An 11950-nucleotide genomic window follows, 5' to 3' on the forward strand; every position below is an offset into this window, starting at 1 on the left:
CCAACAGGTCCCCCGCCGGGGCGTTCCCCTCAAGGCGCGGAAAGGCTGAGGACCTCAGCCGGTGCGCCGCCGGCCCGCCAGGGCGCGGAACATGCGGACCGCATGCCCGATGGCCGCGGCTCCCCCGCCATGCGAGAGGCCGAGCGCGGCGCGGAACAGATCGGCATCGGCGGGGCGCGGCAGCTCGAAATGCGGTCGGAACCGGCCGCGGCGCAGGCTGACGGCCTTGGTCCGCGTCAGGGCGAGCAGCCCCTCCGCCCCGCGCGTCGCGCCATAGCCGCTCTCCCGCGCCCCGCCGAAAGGCAGGCGCGGATCCGCGGTCGGGACGATCAGGTCGTTGATGCAGACGCTGCCCGCCCGCAGCCGCATGGCCAGCGCGCGTGCTGCCACCTCGGGCCCGAAGACGGATGCGCCCAGTGCATAGGGGCAGTGCCGGTCCATGGCCAGCGCCTCCTCGGCACCGGTGACCGGAACCAGGCTCACCACCGGCGCGAAGACGTCCTCGCGCAGCAGGCCAAGATCCGGCGCGGCATCGGCGACGACCAGCGGCGCCATGGCGGGGGCATCCGGGTCGGGCCATGCCCCTAGCGCCCGCGCGCCCGCCGCCCGGGCCTCGGCCGTCAGGACGGCAAGCCGCCGCCGCACCGGCTCCGGGACCGGCGCCGGCGGGATCGCCGCGGCGCGCGGAACGAGCAGCTTCTCCAGCTCCGCCATCATGCCGCGCGGCACGAAGGCGCGGCGCGGCGCGATGCAGGTCGCCCCGCCATTTAGGCGCAGGCCGTAGGCCAGGGCATCCGCGACCAGGGGCAGATCCGCCCCCTCCAGCACGAAGACCGGATCGTTGCCCGAAAGCTCCAGGATGGCCGGCGTGAGCCGCGGGGCCAGGTCGGCGAGCACCCGGCGCCCGGTCGCGGCCGAGCCCGTCAGCACGACGAGGTCGACGCCCGCCTCCACCGCCGCGCGGGCCTCGCCGGGATCATCGCCGAGGACCTCGAAGAGGCCCGTGGGCAGCCCCGCCCCGGCAAGCGCCTCTCGCAGGGCCATCATGGGCGGCGCGCAGCCGGCCGCCGGCTTCACCAGGACGGCGTTGCCCGCGGCAAGCGCCTGAAGGACCTGAACGCCTGGAAGATACAAGGGATAGTTGGACGGCGCGATGACCAGGACGAGGCCCACGGCTTCGCGCCGGATCTCGGCCTCGACCCCGAAGAGCCAGGACGGCCGGCCGCGCCGGCCAAGCCGGCGCGGCGCCAGCAGGGCTGCCGCCTCCCTTTCCAGGAAGCGGATCGCATCGAGCATCGGGATCAGCTCCAGCGCCAGCCCCTCTCCGGGAGCGCGCCCGGGCCGATCGCCGAGCGCGCCGGCGATCGGCCCGGGCCGCGCGGCAAGATGTCGGCGCAGGCGGGAAAATACGGCCAGGCGCGCCTTGGTGGACAGGGACGCCCAGCCAGGCTGCTCCGCACGTGCCCGGCCGCAGGCCGCCCCGACCGGTGCCAGCGTCACGGTCGTCCTGTCGTCGGCATCCATCGGCGCCACTACCCCTTGATCGTTCCCGACTGCGAAACACTCTCACTGCGCGAACAGACAATCGGTTCCGGCGGCCGCGCCGGCAAGGGCCGCCCGGCGGTCCCACCAAGGGGGAGTCATGAAAAGGCGCATCGCGATCCTCGGTGCCGGCCCGGGCGGACTGGCGGCCGCCATGCTGCTGGCGAATTCTGGCGCCGAGGTCACGGTCTACGAACGCCGTGACCGCGTCGGCGGCCGCACGGGCGCGATCGAGGCGCAGGGCTACAGGTTCGACATCGGTCCGACCTTTTTCCTGTACCCGCGGATCCTGGAGGAGGTCTTCGCGGCCTGCGGAAAGTCCCTGCGCGACGAGGTGGAGCTGATCCGGCTCGACCCCATGTACCGGCTGGTCTTCGAGGGCGGCGGCGAGCTGCGCGCGACCGCCGACCTTGCGGAACTGCAGGCGCGTGTCGCGACCCTGTGCCCCGCGGACGCGGCGAACCTGCCGCGTTACATGGAGGAGAACCGCGCGAAGCTCGAAGCCTTCCGCCCCATCCTGGAGCGCCCCTTCGCCTCGGTCCTCGATCTCGCCGCGCCGGCGGTTCTGAAGTCCCTGCGCTGGCTGCGCCCGCTGGACAGCGTCGACCGCGATCTCGCGCGCTACTTCTCGGACCCCCGGGTACGCCTCGCCTTCTCGTTCCAGAGCAAGTACCTGGGCATGTCGCCCTTCAACTGCCCCAGCCTGTTCACGATCCTCTCCTTCCTGGAGTACGAGCACGGCGTCTTCCATCCCCGGGGCGGCTGCAGCGCGGTGATGGAGGCCATGGCCCGCATCGCCCGGGAGCAGGGCGTCGACATCCGCCTGGGCGAACCGGTGGAGGAGATCCTGTTCGAGGGGCGCCGCGCCGTGGGCGTCCGGACGGCAGCCGGCGTCCACAAGGCCGACGCGCTGGTGGTCAACGGGGATTTCGGGCGCACCGTCTCGAGCCTAGTGCCCGACAGGCTGCGCCGCCGCTGGACCGACTCGCGCCTGAAGGAGAAGCGGTTCTCCTGCTCCACCTTCATGCTCTATCTCGGCATCGAAGGGCGGTACGAGGAGCTGGACCACCACACCATCTTCCTGGCCGAGAACTATGCCGGCAACCTGAAGGAGATCGAGGAGGGCCGCGTCCTGCCGCGCCAGCCCTCGATCTACGTGCAGAACGCCTGCGCGACCGACCCGGGTCTGGCTCCGCCCGGCCACAGCACCCTCTACGTCCTGGTTCCGGTCGGCCACCTGAAGGGGCACGTGGACTGGTCGGCCGCCGCGCCGGCCTACCGCGACCTCGTCCTCACGCGGCTGGAGGCGCTGGGCCTCGCCGGGCTGCGCTCGCGGATCCGGTACGAGCGCGTGGTGACGCCCCAGGACTGGCAGGACGACATGCAGGTGCATCTGGGCGCGACCTTCAACCTGGCACATACGCTGGGTCAGATGCTGCACCTTCGGCCGCGAAACCGCTTCGAGGACGTGGACGGCCTCTATCTCGTGGGCGGGGGCACGCATCCCGGCAGCGGGCTGCCCGTTATCTTCGAGGGCGCACGCATCACCAGCCGCCTGCTGGCGGCCGATCTCGGCCTCGCGGTATCGCCGCGGGCCTCCACCTCGGTCTTCGGACTGCCTGCGTTGCGGAGGGCAACATGAGCGGCACACTTCCCGTCGCGGTGATCGGCGGCGGGCTCGGCGGGCTCGCGGCGGCGGCCACGCTGGCGGCCCGCGGGCACAAGGTCGTGCTCTTCGACAAGAACGCCTGGGTCGGGGGCAAGGCCGCCGTGCTCGAGGATGCCGGCTACCGCTTCGACATGGGCCCGACGATCCTGACGGTGCCCCGTGTCCTGGCGCGGATCTTCGCCGAGTCTGGCCGCGACCTCCGCAAGGAGCTCGACCTGGTTCGGCTGGACCCGCAGTGGCGCTGCTTCTTCGAGGACGGCACCGTGCTCGACCTCGTCGAGGACATCGAGACCATGGCGGGCCGCATCGACGCGCTGGCGCCCGGCCAGGGGGACGGCTACCGCCGCTTCCTGAAGCTTTCCGAGCGGCTGCACGGGATCTCGGACCGGTTCTTCTTCTGGAAGTCGGTGGAGGATCTCGGCGACACGATGAACTTCCGGAACAGCCTGAACGCCTCGACGCTCTCGGACGTCCTCGCCCTGCGCATGGGCAGCTCGGTCGCGGGAACGATCCGGAGCCGCGTCCCCGACAAGCGGGTCGCGCAGATGTTGGATCACTTCGTCCAATATGTCGGGTCTTCGCCCTATGGTGCGCCCGCCGTGCTCTGCGCGATCGCCCATATGCAGACCGAGGGCGGGGTCTGGTACCCCATGGGCGGCACCAGGGCCGTGCCGGAGGCGCTGGAGAGCCTCGGCCGCGAGCTCGGCGTCACCTACCGCACCGGCACCGACGTGAAGCGGGTGATCGTCGACGGCGGCAAGGCGGTCGGCATCGAGACCGCCGAGGGCGAGCGCATCCCCGTCTCCGCGGTGGTCTCGAACATGGACGCCGTGCGCACCTACGACGAGCTCGTCGGCGGCGCGCCGGCCCAGCGCTTCAAGGCGCGCCGGAAGTACCAGCCGGCCTGCTCGGGCGTCGTCTTCTATCTCGGTCTCGACCGCGCCTACGACCATCTGCTGCACCACGACTTCGTCTTCTCCCGAGACCCCGAGGAGGAGTTCGACTGGATCTACGGCAAGGGCGAGCCGGCGCCCGACCCCACCTGCTATCTGGCCGCACCGGCACGCACCGAGCCGGGCGTCGCGCCGCCGGGAGGCGAGGCGCTGTACGTCCTGGTCCATACGCCTTGGCTGAGGCCGCACCACGACTGGCGCCGCATGCTGCCGGACTACCGCCGGGTGGTCTTCGACAAGCTCAGGCGCACGGCCGGCCTGCGGGACCTGGAGGACCGCATCAGGGTAGAGCGCGTGCTGACGCCGCAGGACATCCACGACCGCTACAAGGTTCTGAACGGCGCCATCTACGGTCTCGCGAGCCACGGTCGCTTCATGGGGGCGTTCAAGCCCGGCAACCGTTCGCGCGAGGTCGAGGGGCTCTACCTCGCGGGCGGCGCCGCGCATCCGGGCCCGGGCATGCCCATGGTGATGATGTCGGGGTGGATAGCGGCCGATACGCTCGACGCCGACCTGCGGGGCGCCGTCCGGCCGCGGGTCGCCTGAGCCCCGCCGGCTCCGTGCCGGCAGGCAACTGTGGCATACGAGCGGCGCGGCAGGGATGGTGCAGGGGAAATGAAGGGGACGATGGCGAAGGGGACGGCCGATCCCGCGGCGATGCGCTCGCCCGCCATGATACGCTTTTTCGGCGGCGTCATGGCGAGGGCGCTGCGCCGCGACTTCCACGCGCTGCGGATGGCGCGGCCCGGCCCGCCCGCGCTTGCCACCGGACGGCCCGTGCTGGTCTACCTGAACCACCCGTCCTGGTGGGATGCGGCGCTCCTGATCACGCTGGCGCTGCGCCTTTTCCCGGACCGCACGGGCTTCGGCCCCATCGACGCCGATGCGCTCCGCCGCTACGGCTTCATGGCGCGCCTAGGCCTCTTCGGCCTGGAGCCCGGCCGGCGCGGGGCCGCCACCTTCCTGCGCACGGGGGAGCGGATCCTGGCCGATCCCGCGGCGATGCTCTGGGTAACGGCCGAGGGGCGGTTCACCGATCCCCGGCAGCGTCCCGTGCGCCTGATGCCGGGCATCGCGCACCTGGCACGGCGCAGACCCGACCTGCTGCTGCTGCCCATGTCGGTCGAGTACACGTTCTGGACCGAGCGCCGGCCCGAGGCGCTGGTGCGCTTCGGCTCGCCGATCGGCGCGGAGGCCCTGGCCCACCTGCCGCCGGCCGAGGCGACCGATGTGCTCGCCCGGGCGCTCGAACGCGTCATGGACGACCTGGCCCGGGATTCCTTCAGCCGCGATCCCAACCGTTTCGTGCGCCTGCTGGCGGGCTCGGCCGGGGTCGGCGGCGTCTACGACCTCTGGCGCCGCGGGCGGGCCTGGGTGAAGGGCGAGACCTTCCACCGCGAGCACGGGACGCCGGGCTGATGGATGTCCTGGCGATCCTGTGCCTCGCCCTCGCGCTGATCCCCCTGGTCCTGACGGCCGCCAACCTGCGGGCCTATCGCAGCCCCGCGGGAACACCGCCGCCGGGGATCGCGGTGTCCGTGCTGATCCCGGCGCGCAACGAGGAGGCCAATATCGGCGCCTGTCTCGATGCCGTGCTCGCCAGCCGCGGCGTCGCCATCGAGGCCGTCGTGATGGACGACGGGTCTACCGACGGGACCGCCACCGTCGTGGCGGAGCGCGCGGCGCGCGATCCGCGGGTTCGGCTGGAGCGCGCGCCGCCGCTGCCGCCGGGCTGGGTCGGCAAGCAGCATGCCTGCCGCGCCCTGGCCCGGGCGGCCCGCCATGACGTGCTGCTGTTCCTGGATGCCGATGTCCGCCTGGCGCCCGACGCGGTCGGCCGTGCGGCCGCCTTCCTGGCACGATCGGGGGCGGGGCTGGTCAGCGGCTTTCCGCGCCAGGTCACCGGCAGCCCGGGGGAGCGGCTGCTGGTGCCCATGATCCACGTGCTGCTGCTGGGCTACCTTCCCATGGGGCGGATGCGCCGCAGCCGGGCACCCGGCCTCGGGGCAGGATGCGGGCAGCTCATGCTCGCGCGGCGCGACGCCTACGAGGCCGCCGGCGGGCACGGCGCGGTGCCGGCGACGCTGCATGACGGCGTCATGCTGCCACGGGCCTTCCGAAGGGCCGGGATTGCCACAGACCTGTTCGATGCGGCGCCGATCGCCTCATGCCGGATGTACCGGGGCTTCGCCGAGACCTGGGAGGGATTCTCGAAGAACGCGACCGAGGGGATGGCGCGCCCCGTCGCCCTGCCCGTCTGGACCGCGCTGCTGCTGGGCGGCCATGTCCTGCCTTGGATCCTGCTGCTGGCGGGACCAGATTCCGCCGCCCTGCCGGCCGGGCTGGCCGCCGCGGCAAGCCTCGGCCAGCGGGTCCTGCTGGCGCGCCGCTTCGAGCCGGACCTGCGGGGCGCGCTGCTGCAGCCCTTCGGCGTGCTGGCGATGCTGGCGCTGCAATGGACCGCATTGCTGCGCGCCCGGCGGAGCCACCCCGTCGCCTGGCGCGGGCGGAGCTACGAGCCCCAGGCGTGAGGCCGACGCGCCGGGGCGAGCCCCCGGCGCGTGTCGCCGAACTTAGCCCGCCTGCTCGGCCGGGACGACGAAGCTGTCCATGACCTTCTTGCTGCCGGCCTGGTCGAAGTCGACCTCGAGCTTGTCGTGGTCGACGGCCACGACCGTCCCGTAGCCGAACTTCTGGTGGAAGACCCGGGCGCCGCGCCCGAAGGGCTGCGCGGGCCGGCTGCGCGCCCCGACCTCGAAGGCGGTGCCCTCGATCACCGGCGCACGCTGCGGGGCCCGTCGCGCGGCACGCTGCCAGTCCGCCTGGAAGCTGTCGCGCATGCCCCCGAACCCGCCGCCGTAGCTCCCCGCCCCGCCGCCGAAGAGGCCTGGCGCGGCCTCGGCCTCGACATGGTCCGACGGCAGCTCCTCGACGAAGCGCGACGGGATCGCCGAGGTCCAGCTTCCGTGAACGCGCCGGTTGGCGGCATGGAGCACATAGGCCCGCCGGCGGGCGCGCGTCAGGCCCACATAGGCGAGCCGTCTTTCCTCCTCCAGCCCCGCGATACCGGTATCGTCCATGGAGCGCTGGCTGGGGAACAGGCCCTCCTCCCAGCCCGGCAGGAACACGTAGTCGAACTCCAGCCCCTTGGCGCCGTGCAGCGTCATCACGGTGACCATCTCGCCCTGGCTGCGCTCCGCGTTCTCCATCACAAGGCTGACATGCTCCAGGAAGCCGGGCAGGCTCTCGAACTCCTCCAGCGCCGAGATCAGCTCCTTCAGGTTCTCCAGCCGGCCCGGCGCCTCCGGCGTCTTGTCAGCCTGCCACATGGCGGTGTAGCCGGATTCGTCGAGCACCAGCCGGGCGAGCTCCGGATGGGGCATCGACTGCGCGAGGGCGCGCCATCGGAAGAAGTCGTCCAGCAGCGCGCGCAGGGTCGCCCGCGTCTTCCCCTTGATCTCGTCGGTCTGGGTCAGGTCCCAGGCGGCCTCGCTCGCCGCGATGCCGCGGGAGCGGGCATGCTGGTTGACGAGCTGCAGCGTCGCGGGACCGATGCCCCGCTTGGGCACGTTCACGATGCGCTCGAAGGCCAGGTCGTCCTCGGGCACCACGATCAGGCGCAGATAGGCCAGCGCATCGCGGATCTCCTGCCGCTCGTAGAAGCGCGGGCCGCCGACGACCCGGTAGGGCAGCCCGAGCGTGATGAACCGCTCCTCGAACTCGCGGGTCTGGAAGCCCGCACGCACCAGGATGGCGATCTGCGAGAGCTCCGTGCCGCGGCGGTTCAGCGCCTCGATCTCGTCGCCGACCCAGCGGGCCTCCTCCTCCGCGTCCCAGACGGCCCGCACCTGCACCTTGTCGCCGCTCTCGGCCTCCGTCCACAGGGTCTTGCCGAGCCGCCCGCGGTTGTGGGCGATCACCCCCGAGGCCGCGCCCAGGATGTGCCCGGTGGAACGGTAGTTCTGCTCCAGCCGGATCACCAGCGCGCCCGGGAAGTCGTGCTCGAAGCGCAGGATGTTGCCGACCTCGGCGCCCCGCCAGCCATAGATCGACTGGTCGTCGTCGCCGACGCAGCAGATGTTGCGGTGCCCCTGGGCCAGCAGGCGCAGCCACAGGTACTGGGCGACGTTGGTGTCCTGGTACTCGTCGACCAGGATGTAGCGGAAGCGCCGGTGGTAGTCGGCCAGGATCTCCGGATGCTCCTGGAAGATCGTCAGGTTGTGCAGGAGAAGGTCGCCGAAGTCGCAGGCGTTCAGCGTCTTCAGGCGCTCCTGGTAGGCCCGATACAGCGCGACCAGACGGCCCCCCGCCATGTCGCCGGCATCCTCGGCCTTGAGCTTGGCCGGCGTCAGGCCGCGGTCCTTCCAGCGCTCGATGGCGCCCAAGATGGCGCGCGCAGGCGTGCGCTTGTCATCGATGCCCTCGGCCGCCACGAGCTGCTTCACCAGCCGGAGCTGATCGTCCGAATCGAGGATCGTGAAGCTGGACTTCAGCCCGACCAGCTCGGCATGGGCGCGCAGGATCCGCGCCGCCAGGGCATGGAAGGTGCCGAGCCACCATCCCTCGGTCGGCGCGCCGAGCAGGCGGTCCACCCGCTCGCGCATCTCGCGGGCAGCCTTGTTGGTGAAAGTCACCGTCAGCACCTGCCAGGGCGTCGCCTTGCGCGTCGCCAGCAGATGGGCAAGGCGCGTCGTCAGGACGCGGGTCTTGCCGGTGCCCGCGCCCGCCAGCACCAGGACCGGCCCGTCCAGCGCCTCGACCGCTTCCCGCTGCGCGCCGTTCAGGCCCTGGAGATAGCCGGCCGCCCGCACCGCGGGATGGGTCGGCGCCGGCATGGCGGCCGAGTCGTCGCCCAGAGGATCGTCGTGATGGAATGGATCGGACATGCTCAGTGCCAATGAAGCCCGGGAGCCGGGCGAGGACGTACCATGAACAATCGGGGCTGCCCGGGCAACCCCGGCCGGGCAACCCTACCTCGATGGCGCGTTCGCGGCCGGCGCATGGCGGGCTGGCGGAGGTCCGGCCGCACGCAGGGCCGCCAGGCCGCGACGCCGTCCCGAATGCGGTGCCTTGCCGTCCCGGACCGGCATGCCTATTCTCATGGGACGGATACTAGCCGAGAGGCATCATGCCGCCGCTGAGGCTCGACGACGAGCGTACGATCCAGGCCATCGGGATCCTGGCTGACGTGCTCGACCATTTCTCGGGTTCGACGGCGCTCGAGTGCACGCTCGTCAGCAAGGCGCTGCGCCAGGTGCAGGCGACGCGCTCGCAGATCGGGATGGACTTCGCCGCCCGCGCCTTCGCGACGCTCGAAGCTCAGGTCAGGCAGCAGATCGCCGACGAGGCCGCAGAGGCGGCCCAGGATTTCGCCGCGAGCACCGGGCAGCTTCCCCGGATGCGCCCGCCCCGTCCCGATGTCCCGGCGACCGAGGCCGCACCCCAGGCGACCAGCTTCCTGAACGCCGTCAACGCACGCGGGCGCGGCCCGGCGCGCCCGCGCCGCAGCTGACGCCACACCTGACCTGGCGGCACCGGCCAGCCGGCCGGCCCGCCGCGCATCCATGACGACCCGCACAGCCCTCGCCATCGCCACCGCGCTGCTGAGCCTCTCCGGCACCGCGTCCGCCCAGCAGGTCCCGCCCGCAATGGACGACCGCGCCATGGCGCAGCTCCTGTCCGGACCGCACGGCACGGCCGTGCGCCGCTTCGCGGCGACGGCGGCGGTGGCGCTTCACTGCGGCCAGGATCCGAACCCGCATGTGGGCGCGGTGATGCAGGCTCTCCGGACCCGTTCGCGCCTGGGCGAGGAGCAGATCGCCCTGCTCGGCCGCTACGGCGAGGCGGTCGCTCAGCAGGCGCTGGAGCAGGTCCGCTCCGTTCCCTGCGACGCGAAGCTGCGGGCCGAGCTCGAAAGGCGCAAGCGCGAGGATCTCGGAAGCCTGCGCTGAACCCCCGCCGGCCCGGGAGGGGATCAGAGTGCGGTGGGCTGCGCGGCGCTGACGACCTGGTCGCGGCCCTGGCGCTTGGCGGCGTAGAGCGCCTCGTCCGCGCGCTGCACCAGAGCGGCCAGCGGCTCGCCGGGACGGTACTCGGCGATCCCGACCGACAGCGTGATGGACCCCAGCGACTGGTTCCGCGACCGGTTTACGACCTGCTTCTTCGAGACGGCATCGCGGATCCGCTCGCCCATCCGGACGGCCATGGCCAGGTCGGTGCCGGGAGCGATCACGGCGAACTCCTCGCCGCCGTAGCGCGCCGCCATCTCGGTGTCGCGGATGCAGTCGCGGATGGTGCGGGCTACCAGCGCCAGCACCGTGTCGCCGACGGTATGCCCCCAGGTGTCGTTGAAGCGCTTGAAATGGTCGATGTCGATCATCAGCAGCGACACCGGAGCGCCGACCTCCATGGCCTCGGTGGCGAGACGGCGCAGCTCGCCATCGAAATGCTTGCGGTTGAACAGGCCCGTCAGCGCGTCGGTGACGGCCTCGCGCCTGACGTTGTCGAGATTCCGGCGCAGCTCGCTGAGCTGCTCGTTGCTGCTGGAGAGCTGGCTCTGAAGGCTCTGGTTCTGGTCGACCATGCGGCGCGTCTCGCCGGCGACCAGGGCCAGCAGCTGCCGAAGCTGGTCCACGCCGCCGGGCCCCATCGCGGCCCCTCCCACTGAGCCTCCTCCGGGATCGAGCCGGCCGCGGGCAGTCTCCAGCACGGCCCCGTATCGCGAGGTGCCGCTGTCGAACGCCTCGAGCTGGCTCAGCAGCTCGTCGAGCATGGTCTGGATGCTGAGGCCCGCGGCGCGGACCGCCTCGGTCTCGCGCCGGCCGCCGACGAACCGGTCGTAGAGATCGGCCGAGCGCTGCGTCGAGAAGGCCTGTCCGCTGCTGGCCAGGATCTCGATGGCGCGGCTCAGGTCCGGGGCCCGGCCGCTGTAATGAGCGTACCAGACCGCGAAATTCTCGGGTGTCGGGGCGACCCGCTCGCGCGCCATGCGCGCCATGGCCTGCTCGGCGAGACGCGTCGCCGCTTCGAGGCCGTCTTCGGTCAAACCTTCGCGGTCCAAGCCCGGTCCTCCCCTTCCGACCAAGCTACATTGATATGTATGACCGAACCTTGAACGCGATGCACACACGGGGTCCGCATATGCGCGCCGGCATGCCATTTCACGGATTTATCAGGTATTTCACGCAGCGGCTGCATCCTATGCCGTCCGGCCCAGGCGGGCAAGCGCGCCGGGAGGCCGGCTGAACCGATCGATCAGTCGCACCGGCGATCAGTTGCATTGGCCGATCGAGCGCGGCGCGCAGATCCTCTTGCCGTCGGTCCAGCGCGCGCCGCTCAAATCGGTGTTGCGGAACTGCGCGCCCAGCAGCATCGCGCCGGTCAGGTCCGCGTCCCGCAGGACGGAGTCGAAGAACCGGCTGTTCCGCAGGTCCGCGCCGGCGAAGGAGGCGCCGGTCAGATCCGCGCGGGTGAAGTCGGCCTCGGTCAGACGGGCCTCGTCGAAGCGGGCTCCCTTGGCTCGCGCGCTGAGGAACTTCGCGCGGAAGGCGTCGGCCTTGGCCAACGTGGCCTGGGACAGATCGGAGCGCTGGAAGCTGGCGTCGCGCAGCATCGCCCCGGTCAGGTCGACGCCGGTGAGGTCGCGCCCGTCGAGCAGGCAGCGCCGCCAGTTCACGCCGGGCGCCGCCGCATTGGCGCACTCGGCTAGGGCTGGCGTTGGAACGGCGAAGAGGCAGGCAGCAAGAAGGGCCGCGGTCGCGGCGAGGCGGGCCGACATGCCACGGGA

The 11950-nt window shown here is 71.9% G+C and carries 10 protein-coding genes; 6 read left to right on the forward strand and 4 right to left on the reverse strand.

Going from position 1 to position 11950, the window contains the following annotated elements; translation table 11 throughout:
- Nucleotides 1–54 precede the first annotated feature (54 nt).
- Nucleotides 55–1524: an aldehyde dehydrogenase family protein gene (locus tag JUB13_RS02540; protein ID WP_207476936.1), complete on the reverse strand. Its 1470-nt coding sequence runs from the start codon at nt 1522–1524 to the stop codon at nt 55–57.
- Between the two features lie 118 nt (nt 1525–1642).
- Between JUB13_RS02540 and crtI the strand changes: the two genes are divergently transcribed.
- The 4 genes from crtI to JUB13_RS02560 all read left to right on the forward strand — a co-directional run bounded on the left by crtI (nt 1643) and on the right by JUB13_RS02560 (nt 6695).
- Nucleotides 1643–3184 (forward strand): phytoene desaturase family protein, encoded by a 1542-nt coding sequence (gene crtI / locus JUB13_RS02545; protein WP_207476938.1) that lies wholly within the window; start codon nt 1643–1645, stop codon nt 3182–3184.
- Nucleotides 3181–4710 (forward strand): phytoene desaturase family protein, encoded by a 1530-nt coding sequence (locus JUB13_RS02550; protein ID WP_207476940.1) that lies wholly within the window; start codon nt 3181–3183, stop codon nt 4708–4710. Before crtI ends, JUB13_RS02550 begins: the two co-directional genes overlap by 4 nt.
- Nucleotides 4711–4791: 81 nt before the next feature.
- Nucleotides 4792–5583: a lysophospholipid acyltransferase family protein gene (locus JUB13_RS02555; protein ID WP_207476941.1), complete on the forward strand. Its 792-nt coding sequence runs from the start codon at nt 4792–4794 to the stop codon at nt 5581–5583.
- Complete coding sequence (locus JUB13_RS02560; RefSeq protein ID WP_207476944.1) at nt 5583–6695, forward strand: glycosyltransferase; 1113 nt, start codon at nt 5583–5585, stop codon at nt 6693–6695. Before JUB13_RS02555 ends, JUB13_RS02560 begins: the two co-directional genes overlap by 1 nt.
- Nucleotides 6696–6737: 42 nt before the next feature.
- On the opposite strand, the gene JUB13_RS02565 is transcribed toward JUB13_RS02560, so the two are convergent.
- Complete coding sequence (locus JUB13_RS02565) at nt 6738–9050, reverse strand: ATP-dependent helicase (RefSeq protein ID WP_207476946.1); 2313 nt, start codon at nt 9048–9050, stop codon at nt 6738–6740.
- A gap of 242 nt (nt 9051–9292) precedes the next feature.
- Here JUB13_RS02565 and JUB13_RS02570 point away from each other — a divergent pair, with 242 nt between their 5' ends.
- Both JUB13_RS02570 and JUB13_RS02575 read left to right on the forward strand, forming a co-directional pair.
- Entirely contained in the window at nt 9293–9676 is a 384-nt protein-coding gene (locus JUB13_RS02570) for a hypothetical protein (protein ID WP_207476947.1), read from the forward strand.
- A 52-nt stretch (nt 9677–9728) separates the two neighbouring features.
- Complete coding sequence (locus JUB13_RS02575; protein ID WP_207476949.1) at nt 9729–10115, forward strand: hypothetical protein; 387 nt, start codon at nt 9729–9731, stop codon at nt 10113–10115.
- 23 nt (nt 10116–10138) lie between these two features.
- Here JUB13_RS02575 and JUB13_RS02580 read toward each other — a convergent pair whose 3' ends face one another.
- A complete protein-coding gene (locus JUB13_RS02580; RefSeq protein WP_207476951.1) occupies nt 10139–11224 on the reverse strand; it encodes a GGDEF domain-containing protein in 1086 nt (361 codons plus the stop codon).
- 210 nt (nt 11225–11434) lie between these two features.
- On the reverse strand, nt 11435–11941 hold the full coding sequence (locus JUB13_RS02585) for a pentapeptide repeat-containing protein (RefSeq protein ID WP_207476953.1): 507 nt from the start codon (nt 11939–11941) through the stop codon (nt 11435–11437).
- Nucleotides 11942–11950 lie beyond the last annotated feature (9 nt).

The organism is Arenibaculum pallidiluteum, from assembly GCF_017355985.1.
GTDB lineage: Bacteria > Pseudomonadota > Alphaproteobacteria > Azospirillales > Azospirillaceae > Arenibaculum > Arenibaculum pallidiluteum.